Below are 20,093 nucleotides of genomic sequence, written 5' to 3' on the forward strand. Positions count from 1 at the left end.
TCCGTCGAAATTGCTACGCGAGGCCATTCAGTGTTCCCGACAATCGATGAGACGCGACGGCTCCTTCAGAGCCTGTCCGAAAGTTACGCGGTGGAAGTCAAGCGCTGGTTTGATCCGGGTCAACAAGAAGGGCAAGCGAAGGTCATCAGAGCGCTCATTGCGTTGCGAAACAACGGTGGTGGAAGGTTGGTCATTGGATTTGATAATGAGACGATGCAGCCTGTCCACACTGGTAGCCCGCAGGATGTTCGTGCTGTCTTTGTGCAAGACGATATACAGGCGCTCGTGAGCCGTTTCGCTTCGGAGCCTTTCGAGATCGCGATTCAGTACGTCGACTATGACGGCGCTGAATTTCCAGTCATCTGCGTACCGGCGGGGGTTCGTACCCCCGTCGCGACCAAGTCGGAACTGAAGGATGCCACCAACCAGAAAGCGCTCGTCCCGATTCACGCGGTGTTCGTGCGGACCCTTTCAAGCAACAACACGGTGAGTACGGCGTCTGCGCAATGGAGAGACTGGCAGAGGATCGCGGAGATCTGCTTCGATAATCGCGAAGCGGACATCGGACGTTTTTTGCGCCGGCACCTCACAGGATTCTCCGCCGGCGCGTTAAAGCAGATTCTGGGCGCAGTGGGTGAGGAAAGCACCGAGCCCCAGGGCAAAACAGTTGACCCGGGGACGTCGCTGGTCCGGGGACGGGAACGCTTCACGGAGGTCGTTGCCGAGAGATCGCTAACGCTACCACCAACGGGGTTTTGGGAGGTCTCGATGATCCTTGACGGAGAGGTTCCGCCGCAGAACTTGGGCAAGTTCATGAATTTGGTGAGTGCGAGCAATCCTGAATACACCGGCTGGCCAGTATGGTTTAGCAGCACTTCTTTCCAGCATGCCGCGGATCGTCCACACGTGTACAAGGATCAGTGGGAGGCGCTCGTAGTCCAGTTCGGGAGACATATTGACTTCATGCAGTTTGATCCCAAAGGGGCCTTTTACCATCTGCGCGCGCTATACGACGATATGCGGTCGACAAACCGGAGCCCCGAACCGGGAACGGCATTCGATATTTCGATGCCGGTTTTCGACTGTGCAGAAGCAATCGCAGTGGGGTTGGCATTTGCCAAGGCGATGGGATGCGATGAAGACAGTGTAACGCTAGAGTTCGCTTTCCGGTGGTCCGGCCTTCGTGATCGGGAGCTGACATCATGGATTATTCCGGGACGCTACATTTCTCCGGGCCGCAAAGCGTACCAGGATGAAATAACGCTTGACCAGTCCGTACCCCTAAGCACACCGCCTTCAGCGATCGGTGGATTATTGACGTCAATGCTGCAGCCGCTTTATGGGCTTTTTGACGGCTTCTCGCTGAGTACCAAGACGATCGAGGAACTGTCCGCTCAACTGGTTGAGCGCAGGGCACAGATCTAGGTGCACTGCTCATGTGGTCACTGGGGGAGATCAAGGGCGTAGCCGTAGATGACGTTAATCTGCCTCCTTATGGGCAAGCCATCTTTTGCTATCGCGGCGAATTTCTTACCCTGTCTGTATCATTTGTTATTGACGGGTTAGAAAAAAGCCTGGAGCAAGACGAACTTCGCGCCGCCCTGCATCCAGGCGCCTCTTCTTACCGGGGAGGACTAGTTTCAGCCTCCCGTAGACCGTACTAAAAGTGTCACAACTTCGACGGTAAATGTGTCAACAACCACACCCGTCGCGGCGAAATCAACAAGATCCTCAATGGAATTCGTAGCGTGGCGCCTGCGAACTGAAAGTGTCACCTGAGAATCTGCGCGAACGGTCACCAAGGCGATCCGGCCGCAGTGGTGCCGATAAGCGCTCCTTTCCGGGCCGCAGGGCAGCGCAATGCGGACTCTTTGTTTTGGATGTTGAAGCGATCCGGGACAAGCCGCCCGACGAGCGCTGCGCGCATCGCCAGGAACACGCGCGGGCGGTACTCGATCGACTCCATGCACGTCTCACAACCGCGCTGGAAACGCTCTCGCACAAATCCGACATCCAGGGCTAGCCCTGTACCTTTAGAACCATGAGCCCGAGCATTTCCGCACGCTTCCTCGCATCCTCAGGTGTTGCGCAACAATCAATCCAGAAGTCGGTTCCTTCCACGCGAATCGCATAGGGCGGCACATCGTCACCGCATTCGTCTTGCCGGTAAATGACCACTTGAGCAGAACCTTTTAGATAGCCAGTCATTTCGGCACGACACTCCGGGTAGACCTTCGCTACGTGTTCGGCCTGTAGAGATGTAAGACTCATCGTTTTGGTACCTTATGGACGACTGAACGTGTGAGCAACACCATCGAGCGCTCCTGCTCGTCCGTTTTGTTGAAATCCGTTGCGCTCCAGCCAAATAGCGAATCGATCATTCTGTACCTCCTGGATCTCGATGCGATCGAAACGCAACTCAAATTCGCTGCTTATGGCCTCTATCAACAACGTAAAGAAGCCCTTGCCGCGGTACTCCGGGCTCACTTCAATATTAGCGAGGCAAAGTGCTTTGCCACCTCGCAGACGAGCTCCGGGCGTGCCACTTCTACAGTACGCGGCGAGCACGTTCCCTCTGTACCATCGCGACATCCCCATGGGGCGTGTTCGGGATACGCCCTCAAAAACCTTGAGCCAGCGCAGGAAGCGCGCTATTTCCCTCGCGAACACTGGTTGCATACCCGCATTGGCCTCCAATCCATCGCCTTCGACTGGCGCTGCCTCCTTACTCCCGGGGACGATCTCCCCATGCGTTGATTGTCCATCCAGCAGCTTGTGAGAAGTTGCTTGCTGGCCGTGCCGTAGAGGCTTCGTCGTCGTTGGCATCGCCGCTCTCAGGAGGCGCGAAGCTTGTCCAGCACTTCCACATAGCTGTGATGCAGCTCGGGCCAGTCATCGTCGGGCGCCAGTACGGCAGGATCGAGGCGGCCAGACGCTACCGCAAAACGCACTGCCGGATGGCAATGACCAACCTTTGCCAGCCAGCCGGCACAGGCAAATTCCTCTCCCTCCCGCGACTGGTGACACGCAAACATGCTGGCACCGAAATCGGGTCCCATGCCGCGATGATCAGGGCAAGTGGCGGCCAGCTTTTCGGCCAGTTCAAGGCTGAAATTTGGGATATCCCCCGCCGCCGCTGCGCGGCGCCAGGGACACGATGCGCAAGGCTTACCTGGCGTCTTCAAGTTGCCAATCCTCCTTCGTCAAAACAGTGGCCTCGCCCGGCGCCGGGTAGCCAACTTCCTGCGTCCAGAAATTCAGGCATGGCCAGGCGGCTTTGCCGTTACGCTCACGAATCGCACAAAACCCGGCGTGCGCGAGCCCGTGCACACCCATGTACGCACGCATCTGCAAGGCCAGCTGGATCGCCTCACCGTCGCCGCCGTATTCGTCGTCACGAATGATTTCTTCGCCGGGCAACGCAAGCTCGACGCCCGCAGCCCATGCCCACGCGGTCGCCTCCGGATCTGAACATTGAATCACAGCCCGATAGAGGGGTTCGTCCGGGTGCAGGCCGGCATCCTCGACCATCCTCAGCATTTCGCGTTGGCCCGCATAAAGGTTCCCGTCCATCAGTGACCGGAAGCAGCGTGGCGTAATCGCCAGATGCCCCGCCTCATGGAGCATCGTCGAGATACGGCATGCGGGATCGACGACCAGTTCCCCCTGGTCAAGACGGCACCCTTTTGAAAAGCCGTTCGCGCCGGTCTCGTAGCGGGCGCGAATTCCAATCTCACTGAAGAAACGCATCACCCTGTCCCGCGTTTGCGGGGAGTCGATCTGATAGTCCGACGGCATATGTGCTCGCATCATGTCCGCTCCCGGACGCGGCTCATCATCTGGCGGGCTGTACGACGGATCCTCCGCGCCGCCGCCACTGGCGTATCGGAAACCGACGTCCAGTCGTTGTGCCACCACTCGATGAGCGCCGCTGCCTCCCGATCAGTGCTGGCCGACATGACCTCGCGCATCTCTTCAGCGACAGCGTCCCACCAGACTGACGGTTCGTGGTCACTTGCCCGGGGATCGATCGCCTGCCGGTAGAGCGTCCTGATCTCATCGAAAGATAGTGTCATGGCTTTTCAGGCGCCTTTTCCGGCCGAATCTCGCGAAACCTCAATTCTATCGAGCTCGAAATGCACTTCCGCGTATGCGGCATTGCATCGCCAGAGCTCCCTCCCATCGCGATCAAAAATCGCCTGCCCCTTCACCACCGTGCATCGCGCCTGTGGATAGACGGGACCGTGTCCATTCATTGCGGCTGACAAGGCGCTTCGCTCCTTGCAGCGCGCCAGATACGTTCCGTCACGCAAAGCCATTGATCTCTCCGGATTTCGTCGCTTCCGTATCTTATCCTGACCGCCGCCGCGTGCCTGGCGGGGTAACTTCAGATCCAGTACACAGGGGCGGTCATCCCCTGGCGTAGAACATATTAAATCTGTCACCGTTGCGACATTAACGTGTCAATCGGACATCAGGTTGCCGCCCAAGAGAGGAGAAGCTGTCAGTGGCAACGGCATAGCAACGCAAACCAGCCATCATCACATTGGGAGGAAGCCGTCCTCCTGCGAGGCAAGCAGATTGCAGTTTCAAACGTAGCGGCGATTGATGAGTCGGTCGCGGCACCACAAGGTATACCAGCACTGGAGAATCCCTCAGGATTCCGACCATAACGCATCCTTTCATGGACCGCATTTTCATTGAATAGGATTCCGATGTTAATGCAAATGAAACTTATACATAAGAATAGGTAGGTTTTTCTGTCTGATCATCTCCGAGACACTCAGAGAAGATAATCACCTCAGCGATCGCTGGGTAGGCGCAGATTCGAGAGATGGCGCATTTTGGTCGCTGCAGGAAGACCAAATATTTGACGAAGCGTCTCGATCCGTCACGCGCGGGTAGCAGCTGACTAGACCAACTGTCTCTGATGCAACCAACACGATTTTCGTTAGAGACAAGACCATCGAAAAGCGTTCGCCGTGTTGCAGGCGAATTGATACATTCAATACGATCGCATGTAAATTAACGCTTTCATTGCGCTTCGAGTGGCAATAGAATTGTCAATCCGCCACACCACTTTCATTGCGCGACGGGGCTTTCCGCGTGAATCTGGATTGACAGATTTATTGTGTTTTACGAAACGGTTTTTCTCCACCAACGTCGTCGACTTTGGCGAGAGCGCTTTTACTGCCTAAGATCACCACTTTATAAAGAGACCATGCTGGAAAAATGGAACTCGCATTCGCGCCTTCGACCGGACTGGTGACCGGAGCGAGCCCGGCACGGAGCTGATCGAAGGCCTGACTGATATCGTCAACGAGTACGACCACATACCCAGTGCCGTGCGCCTCGAGCTTTTTGAGAAGGCCAGCGACTGGATCCTCTGAAGGTCACACCGGTGAGCAACGACAACGTGCATACGCAAATGGCCAGTTTTTCGCTCCACGGCTCCGGGTGTCGGCGAAGAGTAGGCGAGCGTGCAGCCCTCACAAGACAATGCTTGTGGGCTACGGAATTGCCTCAAACTCACCAGCCGAGAACCAACCGCTCTCCCTGACTCTGTTCAGAGCACCGGTGGGATCAGAGGACCAAAGCACTAGGGCCAACGATTCCTTAGCTCGACTGCAGGTGACATACAGCAGACGCAAGGTTCGGTCTATGGTGGTCTCCTTTCCTTTTCCCACGTTGTCCCAGTCCGCTTTGCTGAGTTGGACTCCGCCAAAGATCTTGTCGTACGAAATCTGATGCCCCCCGGCCAGCTTGTCGTCCATTACGACCATGACGTTGGGAAACTCCGAACCCTTGACTACTTGATGAGTGGCGAGCACGGAATTTCCTGCAAGGTAGGCCCGGTAATTTTGCAACTGACGCCAAGGGGTGGCGAACAGCACACACCAACCCCGACGCATACGGTCCTTCCTAGACTCATCTTCGCCCCGAGCCGGAGCCGCCGGCGCGGGAGATTTGTCTGCAAATGCCTCAGAAAGGCGATCATCGACCTCGAACAAGTTCGCACCCAATACTGGCGCGAGAACTTGTTCCACAGTGGCCGCAGGATTTGCGATGGTCGTCGCAAAAGCGCAAATGGCTTGAAGCATCTCCTCGACACGCGTTGCTCGCTCGACCGCGCCCTCCGGCATACTGTCGAGACAGCCGAAGCGGCGAAAAACTTCGGTCGCCTGGAACTCGTCAACAGTGCCGTCAGCACCGACACACGCCTCCAACTGCGCGAGCTCATACAGAAGCATCTGTACAGCGGAGGGCCCCTTGTTCTCCCCGCTCCCCGAGGGCGCGGCCGAATTCGGGTCGATCAGTGCCATTGCGCTGTATGCGTCGAGAAACGAACCACGAGTTGCGACGAGCTTGTGCTCCAGCGCAAGCAGCTGATACTGACCTTGGCTCCAGGCGTCAGACCCAGTCGCTCGCCGCATCTGGTCTGCGCACCACTGTTCGCCAGCTACTTTCTCTTCCGGTGAGCGTGATGTGTCGCCAACGAAGAGTCGAACCACTCCTCCCGACTTCTCCGTTCTCGCATGCTGCTCCACGCCGTTGGCCGGTTGCGTCCGACCCTCGAGCTCCGCTTCCCAAATTCTGTTGATGAGATCAACAATTCGACGCTGGCTGCGATGGTTCATTTGCAACTCTGGCGTCGCCCAGCTCGCTGGAACCAGGCCGGGGAGGTCGGAGTGGCCTTCGGGATAGATGCGCTGCCGATGATCGCCGAGCAGTCCAACGGTGAGGCCGCTACCCCTCGGTTCCGAAAAGCTCATCAAGGCATCAAGCATTCCCTTCATTGTGTCTTGCGACTCATCAATGAGAACAATGGGGTGGCGATCCTTCAGAATCATCTGCAGCGTAGGCTTGTGTTGTAGCAGCCAAGCCGTCGCGTCCAGCACGTGCTTGTGGGCAAGCGCACCCGGGCCGTGTGTCTCGCGGTCCGGATGATAGATGAACATATCCGTCTGCTCGAATGCCTCGATGTCTGCCTTGATTTCATCAAGGTCTCGCTGCTTCGCAGGAGTGATGCCCTTCGGCTTGGCCACCGCTTCCGCCGTTTCCCTTTCTAACTGAGCTTTTTTGATGGCGACAAGCGCTGCACGGATGTCGTCGTTGAATCCGCTGATGAGCCCCCAGCAAAACGCGTGAATTGTAGAGACTTCCACCAGGTCGTTGTCTCCGAGACGGCCATTGATGACCGCGACGGCGTTTTTCGTGTACGTTACTACACGTACAGAGCGACCATACATGCGCAGTCGTCGGGCGAGTTGCCCGCCCTTTTCGTGCGGCACGACGCCCGTTATGCGACGCAGCACCTCAACCAAGGTACGCGTCTTGCCGGAACCGGCGCCGGCAAAGAGAAAGTAGCTGCGCGGCGGCTCATCCGTGAGATACCCGCAAATTTCCTCGACGACTCCAGCATCGCGGTCGTTGTCGGCAAAGCTGGGAATCGCGCTCATGCCGTCGACTCCTTGCTGGGTTCAAGCTGCGCCTGCAGCCAGCACAGCGCGTCCGCGATGTACTTTGGGCAAGCAACCGGCTCACCGAAGGACAGCTTCTCAAAGATACTTGCGGCGAACTCGCCTTTGTTGAGCGAGCTGTGCATTACCGTATGGAGCTCCGCAACCATGTCGGCAACGCTTCCGGACTCGGCCACCGCTTTGGCCACAGAGCCGAGTGCACCGGTCGGCGGCTCGACGTCTACGCCGTCATCATCGACCTTTTCTTCCATTAGGCTCTTGAACCAAGGAATGTTCGTAAGAACGAGGGAGTCTTCAAAGGAACTGGGCCAACTGCCACCTGCTTCAGCAACTGGCAACTGCCAGGCGAACCGTACGAGGCAGTCTGCGTTCTCGCTCCATACCAGCTGAGCGTCGGTAGGATTTTTGAAGTCTTCGAGGCTTTGGAGCTTAGGGTGCCAACCACGCAGCGTCGGGTTGCCACAGTGAAGTCCTGCCTGGCCCATGTTCGCAACCGCAACCAGCTTTTTGGTGGGCTCACCATTCTTCTTTGGCTTGCCATCCTGTTCTTCGCAGGGATCGACGTCAGTGATGATGACAGTGGGGATCCGGAGTTTTTCGACGAGTGGCTTGAGTCGGTGGGCATGACTCCCACCGATATCAAGAAACGATATGTAACGACTGTTCAGCTCCTCAAAATCCCGCTCCATGAAGAGAGGAACGAGCATGCGTTCGGCGACGCCTTCCACAAAGATGGCAGCATTGGCGAAAAGCAGGTCGGTGTGCTGGACACGGAAGTACCGCTCGGCGAATTGACGCGTCTTTTTGTCATTACCAAAGACCTGTCCAAGATTGACCACTTCAGTGGTCGGCATCGGGTTCGCCGCGCTCTTCGCAATACGACGAACATATCTAAGGCGGTCAAAATCTTCAGCATGCGCGAGGTGACTCGAGTGAGTGCTAATGAGTAACTGGCTCTTGAGGGCCGAAGCGTCTGCGTCTGTCGGGCTGATGAGCTTGTGTGCCTTATCTGGAAAGATACGCTGCACCTGGACGTGGAGGTGTGCTTCCGGCTCCTCAATCATTACAAGGTGAACGGGCGCAGGAGCCCCCTTTTCCGGCTTGAGCCTTGCTGCCTTGAACGAAACCAGCTGGTAGCTAAGGGACTGTAGATTCTGGTAGCCGAGTCCGATGGAATGTTCGGGAAGGAGTTCTTCGAGCGAATCCTTTTGCATGCTGTACTGAACCGCAGTTCCATGGTCTAACAGATCCGCTGTCTGGATGCGCGTTCGGAAGCGGATCTCTTGTGGGTCGTGTAGACCTGGATAGCCAAGCTCCTTCACTTCCTCAACTGAATCGGCAATAGCGTCGTGAATTTTCTTGTCAAGCTCCCTCTGAGCCTCGGCCACGGCTTTGATGAGGTCCGTTCGATGACCATGCCCTGTCCTTGCGACGTTCAAGTGTTGACGGGCAAACTTGAGGAGCTGGTTGGAGAACATACCGACTCGATGAGGGCCGGATGCGGACCGCGATTCAGCTTCCTCACTACCCAAGCCTCGCTGGGCAGCGACAAAGTCCACGCGTATTACTTTAGACAGGTGTTTGCGCTCAATAGGGCTGGCATCTGCGGCAAGCTTCTGGGTAATATAGGTTTTGCAACCAGCTAGCGGATTGTTTTCTGCATCAAGCTTGTACGCACACACCTGGCCGAGCTTTGACGGCTCTCGAAGCCAAAAATCCAGGAGGTCAATAGGCCAGGCCAAGGAGTCCGCGCCCATATCCTTCACGGGTTCGCGTGCCGTGTGATACGTCCAGGCGAGCTGCTTTAACTCTTCAACACTCGAGGCTGGTTCCAAACGCAGTCGAATACCCACGGCACCACCTTTCCAGCTGAACTTGGAAAGAAATGGCGCCACGTAGTGATACATACCCGGCTCAGCGTCGAACCAGAGATCCAAAGTCGGCATGGTCGATAGAAGAGTCTCAAACTGCTCTTTCCACTGCTCCTCATCTCCAGCGACAGTTAAGGGATCGTCTGTCAGTGCTTCCCACGTCTTTCCAAGAGATCGCAGTGTTGGCCACTGTGAGAGGCTGATGTCGAACGCTCCAAATGGACTACCGTCCGCAAGGAAATGGCGGAGAGCCGCAAGCACCGAGGTTTTCCCACTATTGTTCGCGCCAACCAAAATGGTGGTCTTCTTGTCGATGTCCAATTGAACCTTGCCGAGTCGGCGGAACTGACAAAGCTCTAGAAATCGAAGTTTGATGTCTCCTGACACTGGAATAGCGGGAACCACGCGTGACATAGATGCACCTTTCAACGGTAACGTAGAGAGGCGCCAGTACCAATCAAATGCATTATGGCGCCTTGGAAATAGGGCTTCGGGTGGTTGGCTGTTACGGATTGCCGGCCTGCGCATCCGTGGCAAGCAACGGCTTCGAACCCAGCGATCCCAGGAACTGACCAATACGCTCGCCGTATAGATGGCGAAGGCAGTCAACGTCGCTATTGCACATGCGCCGCGTAAGCACCCAATCAGCCTCCGACTGCTTTAGAGCTCGTGGATCCGAGATTGTCTTCATCGCGGAGCTATACAACTGGCTCAACTGTCGGTCCATGGCCGCCAGCCCTGCGTCACCGCAGATGGCAGCCTCATCATCATGCGTTGCACGTCTGCAATCGAAGCTCGTCAAGAACGATTGCGACTGGCTCGTCCCTGTCGGGCCTGCCCCAGTGCTGTCAGAACCCGGCGTCGATCCTCCCTGCGCACTTGTATCTGCAGGATTGACATCTGCATTCAGCACGCGCTCGTTAGAAGAAATTGCGTCAGAGCTTTGCTGTGACGGCTGTGCGTCATTCGGATCGAGCTTGACCATGCCCGCCCCGGTTGCGTCCGCTTCACTCGCAACCGCTTGGACCGGTTCTGGGGCAGACGCGGCCTGACTTTGGGCGATCGTGGGCGCAGCCGAGCCGCTATTGGTGTCAAAGAAGCTATTGATGGCCCCGCCAACGATACAAATGCCAATTCCGTACAGCAAAATCTTCCCTGCACGGCCAAAATTCCTGTTGTCGGTCTCGTTGTTCTTGTAGCCCGTCTTGAATCGTCGATCAACCTTGCGCGTGTCAACGAATCCCCCTATGCCAACCAGCGCAGTCAGCACACCGACGACCATCAAACCACTTCCCAGCGCTGCCATACTATTCCCCGAAAGCACATTGAGTGCGCTAAAAGCTGGTCTTGAATTCTTCTGAACTACAGCGCATTCACGCGGTAGCCAACCGTGTTTTCCACTGCGCAACCGTTAACGTTCCGCAGTTGGCCAAATCTCTACGTCGAAATCTTGTCACAGTGTCGACAGGCGATTCGCCGCGAATCCCTCGAAACACTGGAACCGCTCCTGCGATATGGGCGGATATTTCTGGCACTCGTTCTGGGTCACCTGCTCGTATGCCTGCTCTGATGCCACAAGGTCCGGTGAATTGGCTGCCCCGCCAGCGGCTTTCAGGCGCTTCAAATAGAGGCCGCGCTCCGCGGCCTGCGCACTCGACCGCTTGTACTCAAGCGAAGGGTTCGACTTCATCAGGGACGCGATGATAGTCGTCGCTCCGACAAGCGCATCCCCGAAACTTGCAGTGCAATAGAGCACAGTCGTTGGTCGATTGGCCGCCAGCAGGTACGCGTAGATGCATGACTGTTGCTTCGACGACGTGAAAGCAGGCGGTCCTGACGCGGCGCCCTGAATCGCCACCGCGCCCGGGGCACTTGCCTGAGGAACGAGCTCGGCTTCTGTAAAAGCGGCACCTGTTACGCGGTTCGCCTCGTTGCCGAGTTGCCGGGTTAGTACGTCTGCTGGCAGCGTACGCAACGACTGGATCTCATCCTCAAACCATGTCACCGGCACAAAGCGGTCTCTCTGGGTAACCACGCGCACCTGCCAGTGTGGATCATCAGGGCCTGCTTCAGACGGCTGACAGATACTGACCTCGTCTGCCGTCGGCTCCGGCTTTATGCATTTTGCATTTCCCGGCAATGCTGGGAGCGTCGCGTGGAGCCGCAACGACCCCATACTCAGAGTCTGCGACCTCCAGACGACGGGTTTGCCAACGTATGCTTCAGGCTGCTGAGTCGCAACCACAGGCGCGCTCGCAATCTCTGGAGTAGGAATGACGCTGCTTGACGTAGTCCTGTTGGCCCCGGAAATGAGCACGCCCGCAGCGACGGCAACCAGCAAAGAAAAGTACGCCGGAACTTTACTTGCGGACATGTTTCTTGGATTATTATCACCTCAAGTATTCAATACTAACGCGCGGTTCCGAGGATAGCTAGCACCGTGCAGCGAGAAGACCATGAACGAACATAATGATTTCGCTACGCAGGTAGCATTTGGTACGGATAACTTTGCCGAAAATCCCGAACAACGATGCCCCTGTGTGCTGGTGCTGGATCGCTCTGGCTCAATGGCTGGCGATGCGATTGCGCAATTGAATGCAGGATTGGTAACGTTTAAGGACGAACTGGCGGCCGACTCGCTCGCGATGAAGCGTGTGGACACGGCGATTGTCAGCTTTGGCCCGGCAACACTGGAAATGCCCTTCCACACGGCTCCGAATTTCTTCCCACCGACACTGACGGCTGGCGGGGATACACCAATGGGGTCCGCAATCAATCTCGCACTCGATACGCTCGAAGCACGTAAAGCGGAGTACAAGGCCAACGGCATCTCGTACTATCGCCCGTGGGTCTTCCTAATTACGGATGGCGGCCCGACCGATTCATGGCAAGCGGCTGCCGCACGCGTTCGCGAGGGCGAAGCTTCGAAGAAGTTCGCATTCTTCGCCGTGGGGATCCAGGGCGCGAATATGGACGTCCTGACACAGATCTCGTCGCGCCAGCCTGTCTCGCTTCAAGGCCTCAAGTTCCGTGAACTCTTCAAGTGGCTGTCGTCGTCCATGGGTGCCGTCTCCCGTTCGACGCCAGGTACAGAGGTTCCGCTCGCAGCCCCTACCGGCTGGGCGTCCGTGTGAGCTGGTCAGTTATTGGTTCCTCGGTTGCAGGAAGCTCGCACAGCCACAGTTCAGACCCGTGTCAGGACAGTTGCTTCTATTACGTGACCGCTGACGCCACAGGCGCGAGCTACCTCATCGCCTTGGCCGCCGACGGCGCCGGTAGCGCAAAGTTCGGCGAAGTTGGCTCCGAGCTGGCATGCGAGACTGGCGGGGAAACGCTTCTCGCCGCCGTTGAAGAGTCAGGCGAACGGGCATTTTCCCTGTCGCTTGCGTCGAGCGTCCTGCACGCCGTTAGGGCAAAGATAGAAAGAGCGGCCTCGGCACGGGAGGTCTCGGCGCGCGAACTCGCCTGCACATTGCTTGGCGCCGTCGTAGGACCAACCCAAGCCATGTATTTCCAGATCGGCGACGGGGCAATTGTGGTACGTCATGACGACGACCTCTCGCCCGTTTTCTGGCCGGAGTCAGGCGAGTACGCCAACATGACTTACTTCGTTACCGACGCCAGTGCCGCCGAACACCTCCGCTACGAAACGCGTGGCGCAACCGACGAAATCGCCTTGTTTACAGACGGATTGCAGCGACTGGCGCTGGTTTTCGCGACGGAAACGGCTCACGCGCCATTTTTTGACCCGATGTTCAAGATGCTACGTGCTTCCTCGGATGAACAGACCGATGAGCTTTGCGCGGCCCTAAAACGCTTTCTTGGTAGTGATGCAATAAATGAGCGCACGGACGACGACAAGACGTTGATTCTCGCCACGCGCAGGTCAGGAGCAGGCAGTGTCGTCGGCGTTTGATGAGCAAGGAAACCAGCTTCAATTCGGCAAGAAGCTCGGGGAAGGTGGAGAAGGCGCAGTGTTCGACGCCATGCATAATGGCGAAAACGTTGCAGCAAAAATCTATCTGCATGCGCTGCCGTCTGAGCGTCAAGCAAAGCTTCGTGCGATGGCGCAGGTCGGCGACTCCTATCTCAAAGAGATATCGGCATGGCCGATCAGTGTTCTGCTCTCGAAGCGTCCCGGGCCGGTCAGCGGCTTTACCATGCCGAAGTTCTCCGGCTATCACCCGGTACACGAACTCTACGGCGTTGGAAGTCGTCGCCATCAGTTTCCGAAAGCCGACTTTGCATTCCTTGTAGGTGCAGCACGCAATGTTGCAGCGGCCTTCGACGCAATCCATGCGCATGGCCACGCGATTGGTGACGTCAATGAGAACAACATCATTGTCAGCCACCAGGGCACAGTCAAACTGCTGGACTGCGACTCTTTCCACGTCAACACGTTGACTGCAAGTTACCCCTGCACAGTGGGTGTTCCGCACTACACGCCGCCGGAGCTTCAAGGGCTTGGTTCGTTCCATGGTGTCACCCGTACGGCGAACCACGACAACTTCGGACTCGCCGTCCTGATATTCCAGTTGCTCTTCATGGCCCGACATCCGTTCTCCGGCGTTCCGAAGACGGGGCATGACTTACCGCTTGAACGGTCGATCAAGGAATTCCGATTCGCGTATGGCGCTGATCGAGTCGCTCGGCAAAACGATATGCCACCAAAGGCATTAGGCCTAGACTATCTGCCGCCTAACTTGGGCGATCTGTTCTGGCGAGCTTTTACGGAGTTCGGAGTTAAACAGGGGCGCCCCAAAGCAAAGGTATGGGTTGCCGCGCTTGACGGCTTGTTGCATTCTTTGCGCGCGTGTAGCGTCGAACCGAAACACAAGTATCCGGGTCATCTTCATACGTGCATCTGGTGCGAGAAAGACAAGGCTGGGACCCCTTACTTCACGCACGCCGCGGCCACCGGCCCGAACATCAACTTCCAGAACGTTGGCGCAAATATCGCGGCGTTGTGGTCACAGATTCAATCGCTTGGAGCGCTGCCGCCTCTGCCAGCCTTTTCACCGCCAGTGCTTGACCTCACAGGCGCCCCGATGCCCGCGTCTGTGCGCAAAGGTATATTGAACCCCGCACTCGCGTATGGACTCATCTGTTTTGCCGCATTCGCGTTGGCTATCGTTGCGCCCAAGCTTTGGTGGCTGTGGTTAGTCGCTGGGGCATTCGCTATCAACGGCGTCAATCCGCCCTCACCTGTTGAGTTAAACTCCCGCAAAGCAAAGGTCGATGCAACTCAACGGACCTACGATGGCTTGCTTCAAGAGTATGAACGCCTACGCTCTGATCGGCGCATCGCAGACATCATGCGGGACCTTAGCCATATCAAAGCCCAGATAGATGACCTCCCGCAAGTGTTGGCACGGGAGATGAAGCAATTGCATTCGACACTGCTGGCTCGCCAACTGCATGACTTCCTTGATCGACACTTCATCCGCGCGGCCAAAATTTCCGGCGTCGGCGAACAGCGCAAGCAGACGCTCGCGTCCTTTGGCATCGAGACCGCCGCGGATATTTCGCCTTCTGCCATCGCGTCGGTACCCGGATTCGGCGCCGGACTGACGGCCAATCTGATGGCGTGGCGAAAAACGCTGGAGCAGCGGTTCGTACCGTCCAGCAACATCACCCCCAATCCGCAAGACGTGAGCTCGGTAAACTCAAAAATTGCTGGTTTGCGGACACGGCTCGAGCAACAGCTACGTGACGGCGGTGTGCATCTTCATAGCGTACGCAACGAAATCATCGCCCGACAGAACAATGCGAGAGGCGCCCTGGAAGCAGCACATCAGGTTCTGTCACAGGCCAAGGCCGACCGGGACGTCGCATTGAGGAAGCCATGATAGAAGTGCATCGCCATACGATATTCGAGCTTTTGAGCATACTCGCTGTGATGGCCTGCGCCTCCTATTCAATGATTGGACATACGCAGGACGCAAGTGGCCAGGCAGGCCAGGTTGAGCAATTTCTCAATGCTTTTCGCGGCAAACCGGTCGGGCCCGTAACGCTCGGGCCCGCACAGATTGCGGCCACTCAGAACTTACCGGCATCCAACCATGCTACGACTCAACCGCAGTCAACCCCGGCCGAGCCACGTCAAGATTCTGTCGCGAGCGCCTCGTCTTGTCCGCCAGGTGTCGACCGTCTAGACTGCCCCTCGTCGCAGCAACGATACCCTACCTACTGTCCGGCTGGCATGACCTCCGGTCCTGGTGGATGTGTACCCACGGCGATGCCGGCAAATGCCCATCGCGTGTCGGAAGATGGCCAGTGGCAATGCGATGACGAATATCTACGTTACGGGGCGGTGTGCATACCAATCCGGTCGTCCTCTTCGTACTAGACACAAAGAAGTGTCTAGCCGCGCAAACGCGCGGCATGCGTGATGCAATTGAGGAATATCCCTCCCGCAAACAACGCTCATTCACTTCGGAATCTAGATCGTCAATGGTCGACAGGAGGAGTGAATAAGTTATCCTCAAGTTTAGCGGAAGAGGAGAATCGATATCGAGCCCGAACGTGCGAACGACATCGACTCAAGGCATCGCGTAGGGGTTACGCAATCAATCACCATCGAATCAGGTATCCTCACTACTGAAACTGAGGCAAACTACTAACGGCAACCCAACAATAGCGCTGGCTTGCTCGCATCAAAATGAAGCAATCAGCCCTCATGATCCCTTGGACTGTTCGCCAATCTGTGGCCACACCAAAGCCGAAAGGAGACTCAACGATGACGACTATCAATCCAGGTCCAAAGCCCAAGCGAGAAGATGGAAAAGATGATCGGAGACATCATGTAAATCCTCCCAACAAACCCAAGCATCCAACTCTCCCCGTTCACGATCCTAAGAAAAAATGAACGCATGAGTGACCGAGATGTGGGCAGGCGACCTCTGATCTGCCCACCAAGCCACCTTACGGTGGCTTTTTTGTGATGGATCTCGCCGTCCTATAACATAAGAAAGAGGATTGAGACGAATTGAACATTAACTGGGCCCCTCGCCATGCAATCGAATGCGTGGTTTCCGACGACCCGTTGCTCGCGTGTCTCTCCGGCACGCGCCGCGGCCGCGGGTTGGGCGTTTCCGAACTACTGCCGCCTCGAGCACTCGGTCACATGCAAATGCTTTGCGGTGTCGGTTCGCCGCTTCGAAGCGGACATTGACCCTGTATCAGTTAGTTTCTGCCTCAGGCCGATGCCCTGCCGTCGATTGACTCTGCGGGATGCCCATATATTTCGTTCGCATTCGCTCAGAAGCCCTCCCCTCTTCCGGGCGTCAATTGCCTGCCTACGCTGCAGATGTCTGGCTCACCGGCTCGCCGGACATGTCCGAGGCGTCAAATTGTTCGCCTTTCGAATCTTGACATTACAGCGGAACCGTCAAAAATTCCTGTCCCTCCGTCCGCCCGGCCGGTGCATCGAACGGCCGGCATTCAGGTGCGTGCACTCGCGCAATCGACGCGAGCCTGTCAAAGAGGACGCCGGGTTGGCCCTCCACGCGCCTGGGTTCGCCCTCCGCGAATTCGGCTGGGCGGCATCACTCCGGATCGTCTCGCAACCCTCGCCGAGCGCCATGAATAAAAGTATCCCTGTACCAGGGTTGATTTGGCCTGGTGTGTACTCGCCGACTCCGTTTTGAGCCGGATGCCGGGATTTACGTGCGCCGGCCCGATGTCGACCTGATCCGAGAATTGGCGGCATAGCGAACTCGCAGAACGGATCACCGGCCCGTAGGTAACCGGTCCATTTCTGCGTCGGCGGGAACGATCCAGACCGCTTCGCTGCGCGACAAGGAGCGCCGCTACATGCACTTCGTGGGCGACGCGACGCAGCCGTGCCTGATCCATATCGAAGCGATGCTGCGCGAGCGCGCGGGCCTGCCGCCCACAGAGGCAAGCGAGCCCGAAATCGTGCAAAATGCCGCCCCTGCGTCATCTGCCCAGCCGCCGGGCGAGCAGGACGACCTCAGTAAAGTGGCAGACGCACTGCTTGCAGACGCGGATCTCGAGAATGCCGGATGGTCCGCGTGGTAGAAAAAAACGAATTGGAATACGGGGAATCAATGAAGAAACTGGCAATCGGCGCGGCATGCGTGCTGTCCCACGCTGCGCGCGCGAACCTGCGAAACATTTCGGCGAACGACCTGCGCAAGCCCGAATACGCATCCAAGGTGGTGCACATCGACAAGACGATCCCTGAGATCCATGAGGCGCTATTCGAGTATGTGACGAACTGCCGATCGCTCGGCACGATCTCAGTGGACCCGAGCGGACAGAAGCGCATCGTGCTGACGGAGGAAGGCGAAGGCTGGACGCAGACGCGCGCGTGTGGGGATTTTGATGTCGACGCTGACGAGCAAGGCGGCTGGAATATCCGGGGCAACGTCTACTACCACAGGATGATGACCCCCTCGCGCGCAGTGGACATCGTCGCAGGTGCGATCAACAGCCCGAAGGTGTGTGACGGGGCCGCGCAATGAGCGAGCTCGAGGAATTCGACTTCTTACTGCCACCGGACAACCTCAACGAGAACGCCGGGCCGCTGCCGACGGAAAACGAATGCAGGGAGAGGCACGCCCAGCTACGCAAACGGGCTGATACGCTTCACGCGAAGGCGGAGCCAATGAGCGACCACATCGAAGAGCGCTTCGAGGACATTGCGCGGCGCCAGAGCCCTGAAGCGGCACGGCTCTCTCCGCTTCACAGTGCGCTCTACGACGCTGGCGGCGCGCTACAGGGCTGCGAAAACGCCATGCACTGCCTCGCTCTCGCGGTCACAGCGATGGCGCAGCTGGACCACCGTGCGGCAATCGGGAACGATGCGGCAGAGGATGCACACAAGCGCCTGGCTCATCTGGTGCACTGCGCGGAGCTCTCGCTGAATCACGCAGACGAACGCTACGCGGCGGCATGCGCTGCCGCGCTCCAGCAATCACTCGCCACGTCGACTGTGCAGTAAGTTGACGCTAGCAAAAGAGAAACTCAGGCCAGTCATGACGACAACCTATGAATACGCCTTCGTCGCAGGGCGCCGCACGAGCTACTGCTGACATTGCAAAAGAACGAGCCGCTTGAGCACTTGACGCCGGGCGGGACAATCCTGATCGCGAAGAATGTGGACGACGACGAATCCCCGCTGATGGTGGACTACACCATCAGCGAGGTCAAGCAGCAGCTACGGCCCGAGCAGGAAGCTAGCGTCCAGAGGATATTGGTCAAGGTAAAACGCTCTGACTGACGGCAAGCGCGAGATTTCCTAACCTCGCCTCGCGACGGTGCGCCTGCATAGACTTGCTACGCGACTTGATCCCCTGAGCTGCGACGTGTGTATGGCATGGCCGCAGAGGTAGCCCTGCGGCCTCTTTTTCTGGGTGCCGTAAAATGCGCCTATGAATATGGAATCAGCGGATATCCCGATGCTCAGTGAAACCGAACTGCGCGAGCAGTATGCGATCCTTCAACAGCGCGGTTTGCAGCTGGAAGGGCATGGCGCGTCACGCATCGACCAGCTCGCCGCCGCGGTGCAGTTGCCGCCGAACGGGCATGCCGACGAGTATATGCGCGTGATGAAGGAGGCAATCGGCGAAGCGACGTTTGCCATCCAGCGTTACCAGAACGCACTCCTCTTTCTCGAAACGGCCGACTCACTGATTGAAGCCCTCGCGAAGCCTCCGGCGTTTGACGACGGCATGGAGTGGCACGACGAACTGCTCTATCGACTGGCGGAAGTGCTGGAGACGGCTACCGACCTGATTGCAGAGGGCGAGGCGCACCTGGAACGGTCGCTTGGCATCGGTGTCTAGGACATATATTGGGGCACGCCAGCGCCCCAAGCGCCGCCGGCCAGGTCAGTCCTCCACGGGCTCTTCACTGGCGAGCGCGAAATATCCCCTTCGGCTAGTGCGGCCGTGGGGCTGAACGGCGCTCCCGGCTACTTCCGCCGTTATTAACCTTTGCCTGCGCGCACAAAGTATTGTTTGAAGAGGCGCTCGGATTCGCGCAAACCCTCGTCGGTGAGCACAACGGACTTCGCCTTGTTGACGGGATCGCCAATCATGCCTCGTTCAAAAAGCCGGTTCATCACATTCCATTCAAAGCTTTTCCACGCGCGGTTATCGTCATGCAGCGTCAGGTAAAGAAGTGCGAGAACTGCATCGTCAACGGCAGCAGTATCGATGTCCATGGCATTCACTCCGATGCGTCGCCGCGCGGTGCACAGAGCCGTGCGACGGCCAGCCAAATTCATCGGCCGATTTACTCCAGACGAACGGTCGATGATTCGCGCTATTGACCTCAGGATCGTCACGGATCGCGTCTTCGAGTTGGCGTGTCGCATGTGATGGATTCCGTGTCGAAGGTACGTTGCAGCAAGCGCGGCAAACCAGCGTTCGACCTGGTTGAGCCAGGATCCTCACCATAACGGTGTCCCATGAGCGCGCGGAATGCGCTGCCCCTCACCGGTGTTGCACTTTTCGCGTGCTCATGTACACGTCGAACAGTCCGCCGTGCAGACGGCACAGCTGCTCACGCAGGCCGACCAGTTCGTGCTGGTCGCCCTCGTGCTCGCGGCGCAGGAGCTCCCCAATCAGGGCAGTCGCGCGCGACGGCGCGTGATCGCGCTGGACCCTCGCCTCACCCAGGCGGTCGGCAAGCGCCGGCTTGACCACCAGCAGCCAGGCCGTATGCGCAAGCCAAGAACGATTCCATGATACTCGCAGGCTGTGTTAAAGAG

The 20,093-nt window shown here is 57.5% G+C and carries 22 protein-coding genes; 11 read left to right on the top strand and 11 right to left on the bottom strand.

Annotated features, from left to right (window positions below):
* The first annotated feature begins 30 nt into the window (after positions 1-30).
* Complete coding sequence (locus EYW47_RS22485) at positions 31-1,425, top strand: AlbA family DNA-binding domain-containing protein (protein ID WP_240763855.1); 1,395 nt, start codon at positions 31-33, stop codon at positions 1,423-1,425.
* A gap of 370 nt (positions 1,426-1,795) precedes the next feature.
* Here the strand turns inward: EYW47_RS22485 and EYW47_RS40995 are convergent, their stop codons facing one another.
* A complete protein-coding gene (locus tag EYW47_RS40995; protein ID WP_165976652.1) occupies positions 1,796-1,966 on the bottom strand; it encodes a hypothetical protein in 171 nt (56 codons plus the stop codon).
* Between the two features lie 53 nt (positions 1,967-2,019).
* Entirely contained in the window at positions 2,020-2,271 is a 252-nt protein-coding gene (locus tag EYW47_RS22490) for a hypothetical protein (RefSeq protein ID WP_133197053.1), read from the bottom strand.
* A gap of 30 nt (positions 2,272-2,301) precedes the next feature.
* On the opposite strand from EYW47_RS22490, the gene EYW47_RS22495 reads away from it, so the two are divergent.
* Complete coding sequence (locus EYW47_RS22495) at positions 2,302-2,757, top strand: hypothetical protein (RefSeq protein ID WP_133197054.1); 456 nt, start codon at positions 2,302-2,304, stop codon at positions 2,755-2,757.
* Positions 2,758-2,834: 77 nt separating this feature from the next.
* Here the strand turns inward: EYW47_RS22495 and EYW47_RS41395 are convergent, their stop codons facing one another.
* The 8 genes from EYW47_RS41395 to EYW47_RS42005 all read right to left on the bottom strand — a co-directional run bounded on the left by EYW47_RS41395 (position 2,835) and on the right by EYW47_RS42005 (position 11,387).
* Positions 2,835-3,185, bottom strand: coding sequence for a DUF6283 family protein (locus tag EYW47_RS41395; protein WP_205710129.1), 351 nt, complete (start codon positions 3,183-3,185; stop codon positions 2,835-2,837).
* Positions 3,169-3,813 (bottom strand): hypothetical protein, encoded by a 645-nt coding sequence (locus EYW47_RS22505; protein ID WP_133197055.1) that lies wholly within the window; start codon positions 3,811-3,813, stop codon positions 3,169-3,171. Before EYW47_RS22505 ends, EYW47_RS41395 begins: the two co-directional genes overlap by 17 nt.
* Positions 3,810-4,076, bottom strand: a complete 267-nt coding sequence (locus tag EYW47_RS22510; protein ID WP_133197056.1) for a hypothetical protein — start codon at positions 4,074-4,076, stop codon at positions 3,810-3,812. The genes EYW47_RS22505 and EYW47_RS22510 overlap by 4 nt, the downstream gene beginning before the upstream one ends.
* Positions 4,077-4,082: 6 nt before the next feature.
* Positions 4,083-4,319, bottom strand: a complete 237-nt coding sequence (locus EYW47_RS22515) for a hypothetical protein (protein WP_133197057.1) — start codon at positions 4,317-4,319, stop codon at positions 4,083-4,085.
* Positions 4,320-5,510: 1,191 nt separating this feature from the next.
* A complete protein-coding gene (locus EYW47_RS22520; protein WP_133197058.1) occupies positions 5,511-7,460 on the bottom strand; it encodes a UvrD-helicase domain-containing protein in 1,950 nt (649 codons plus the stop codon).
* Positions 7,457-9,766 carry an AAA family ATPase gene (locus EYW47_RS22525; RefSeq protein ID WP_133197059.1) on the bottom strand — a complete coding sequence of 770 codons (2,310 nt, stop codon included), beginning with the start codon at positions 9,764-9,766 and terminating at the stop codon, positions 7,457-7,459. Before EYW47_RS22525 ends, EYW47_RS22520 begins: the two co-directional genes overlap by 4 nt.
* A 91-nt stretch (positions 9,767-9,857) precedes the next feature.
* A complete protein-coding gene (locus tag EYW47_RS22530) occupies positions 9,858-10,658 on the bottom strand; it encodes a hypothetical protein (protein ID WP_133197060.1) in 801 nt (266 codons plus the stop codon).
* 147 nt (positions 10,659-10,805) lie between these two features.
* Positions 10,806-11,387 carry a hypothetical protein gene (locus EYW47_RS42005; RefSeq protein ID WP_240763856.1) on the bottom strand — a complete coding sequence of 194 codons (582 nt, stop codon included), beginning with the start codon at positions 11,385-11,387 and terminating at the stop codon, positions 10,806-10,808.
* Between the two features lie 421 nt (positions 11,388-11,808).
* Here EYW47_RS42005 and EYW47_RS22540 point away from each other — a divergent pair, with 421 nt between their 5' ends.
* The 8 genes from EYW47_RS22540 to EYW47_RS22575 all read left to right on the top strand — a co-directional run bounded on the left by EYW47_RS22540 (position 11,809) and on the right by EYW47_RS22575 (position 19,164).
* On the top strand, positions 11,809-12,486 hold the full coding sequence (locus tag EYW47_RS22540; RefSeq protein ID WP_133197062.1) for a vWA domain-containing protein: 678 nt from the start codon (positions 11,809-11,811) through the stop codon (positions 12,484-12,486).
* Entirely contained in the window at positions 12,483-13,268 is a 786-nt protein-coding gene (locus tag EYW47_RS22545; protein ID WP_133197063.1) for a PP2C family serine/threonine-protein phosphatase, read from the top strand. The genes EYW47_RS22540 and EYW47_RS22545 overlap by 4 nt, the downstream gene beginning before the upstream one ends.
* On the top strand, positions 13,252-15,201 hold the full coding sequence (locus tag EYW47_RS22550) for a helix-hairpin-helix domain-containing protein (RefSeq protein WP_133197064.1): 1,950 nt from the start codon (positions 13,252-13,254) through the stop codon (positions 15,199-15,201). The genes EYW47_RS22545 and EYW47_RS22550 overlap by 17 nt, the downstream gene beginning before the upstream one ends.
* A gap of 1,966 nt (positions 15,202-17,167) precedes the next feature.
* Positions 17,168-17,395 (top strand): hypothetical protein, encoded by a 228-nt coding sequence (locus EYW47_RS22555; RefSeq protein ID WP_133197065.1) that lies wholly within the window; start codon positions 17,168-17,170, stop codon positions 17,393-17,395.
* Entirely contained in the window at positions 17,380-17,841 is a 462-nt protein-coding gene (locus EYW47_RS22560; RefSeq protein WP_133197066.1) for a hypothetical protein, read from the top strand. Before EYW47_RS22555 ends, EYW47_RS22560 begins: the two co-directional genes overlap by 16 nt.
* Entirely contained in the window at positions 17,838-18,320 is a 483-nt protein-coding gene (locus EYW47_RS22565; protein WP_133197067.1) for a hypothetical protein, read from the top strand. The genes EYW47_RS22560 and EYW47_RS22565 overlap by 4 nt, the downstream gene beginning before the upstream one ends.
* Positions 18,321-18,413: 93 nt before the next feature.
* Positions 18,414-18,599, top strand: a complete 186-nt coding sequence (locus tag EYW47_RS22570) for a hypothetical protein (protein ID WP_133197068.1) — start codon at positions 18,414-18,416, stop codon at positions 18,597-18,599.
* Positions 18,600-18,777: 178 nt separating this feature from the next.
* Positions 18,778-19,164, top strand: a complete 387-nt coding sequence (locus EYW47_RS22575) for a hypothetical protein (protein WP_133197069.1) — start codon at positions 18,778-18,780, stop codon at positions 19,162-19,164.
* A 143-nt stretch (positions 19,165-19,307) separates the two neighbouring features.
* Here the strand turns inward: EYW47_RS22575 and EYW47_RS22580 are convergent, their stop codons facing one another.
* Positions 19,308-19,544 (bottom strand): DUF6429 family protein, encoded by a 237-nt coding sequence (locus tag EYW47_RS22580; protein ID WP_133197070.1) that lies wholly within the window; start codon positions 19,542-19,544, stop codon positions 19,308-19,310.
* A gap of 322 nt (positions 19,545-19,866) precedes the next feature.
* Between EYW47_RS22580 and EYW47_RS41000 the strand changes: the two genes are divergently transcribed.
* Positions 19,867-20,070, top strand: a complete 204-nt coding sequence (locus tag EYW47_RS41000; protein ID WP_165976653.1) for a hypothetical protein — start codon at positions 19,867-19,869, stop codon at positions 20,068-20,070.
* Positions 20,071-20,093 lie beyond the last annotated feature (23 nt).

The organism is Paraburkholderia silviterrae (genome assembly GCF_004353915.1).
In the GTDB taxonomy this organism is placed as follows: Bacteria; Pseudomonadota; Gammaproteobacteria; order Burkholderiales; family Burkholderiaceae; genus Paraburkholderia; species Paraburkholderia silviterrae.

Coding starts and splice junctions, on each gene's coding strand:
- EYW47_RS22540 (WP_133197062.1), top strand. CDS start 11,809: ATGAACGAACATAATGATTTCGCTACGCAGGTAGCATTTGGTACGGAT.
- EYW47_RS40995 (WP_165976652.1), bottom strand. CDS start 1,966: ATGGAGTCGATCGAGTACCGCCCGCGCGTGTTCCTGGCGATGCGCGCA.
- EYW47_RS22555 (WP_133197065.1), top strand. CDS start 17,168: ATGCACTTCGTGGGCGACGCGACGCAGCCGTGCCTGATCCATATCGAA.
- EYW47_RS22515 (WP_133197057.1), bottom strand. CDS start 4,319: ATGGCTTTGCGTGACGGAACGTATCTGGCGCGCTGCAAGGAGCGAAGC.
- EYW47_RS22520 (WP_133197058.1), bottom strand. CDS start 7,460: ATGAGCGCGATTCCCAGCTTTGCCGACAACGACCGCGATGCTGGAGTC.
- EYW47_RS22560 (WP_133197066.1), top strand. CDS start 17,380: ATGGTCCGCGTGGTAGAAAAAAACGAATTGGAATACGGGGAATCAATG.
- EYW47_RS22510 (WP_133197056.1), bottom strand. CDS start 4,076: ATGACACTATCTTTCGATGAGATCAGGACGCTCTACCGGCAGGCGATC.
- EYW47_RS22505 (WP_133197055.1), bottom strand. CDS start 3,813: ATGATGCGAGCACATATGCCGTCGGACTATCAGATCGACTCCCCGCAA.
- EYW47_RS22565 (WP_133197067.1), top strand. CDS start 17,838: ATGAGCGAGCTCGAGGAATTCGACTTCTTACTGCCACCGGACAACCTC.
- EYW47_RS22580 (WP_133197070.1), bottom strand. CDS start 19,544: ATGGACATCGATACTGCTGCCGTTGACGATGCAGTTCTCGCACTTCTT.
- EYW47_RS22490 (WP_133197053.1), bottom strand. CDS start 2,271: ATGAGTCTTACATCTCTACAGGCCGAACACGTAGCGAAGGTCTACCCG.
- EYW47_RS22575 (WP_133197069.1), top strand. CDS start 18,778: ATGCTCAGTGAAACCGAACTGCGCGAGCAGTATGCGATCCTTCAACAG.
- EYW47_RS22530 (WP_133197060.1), bottom strand. CDS start 10,658: ATGGCAGCGCTGGGAAGTGGTTTGATGGTCGTCGGTGTGCTGACTGCG.
- EYW47_RS22525 (WP_133197059.1), bottom strand. CDS start 9,766: ATGTCACGCGTGGTTCCCGCTATTCCAGTGTCAGGAGACATCAAACTT.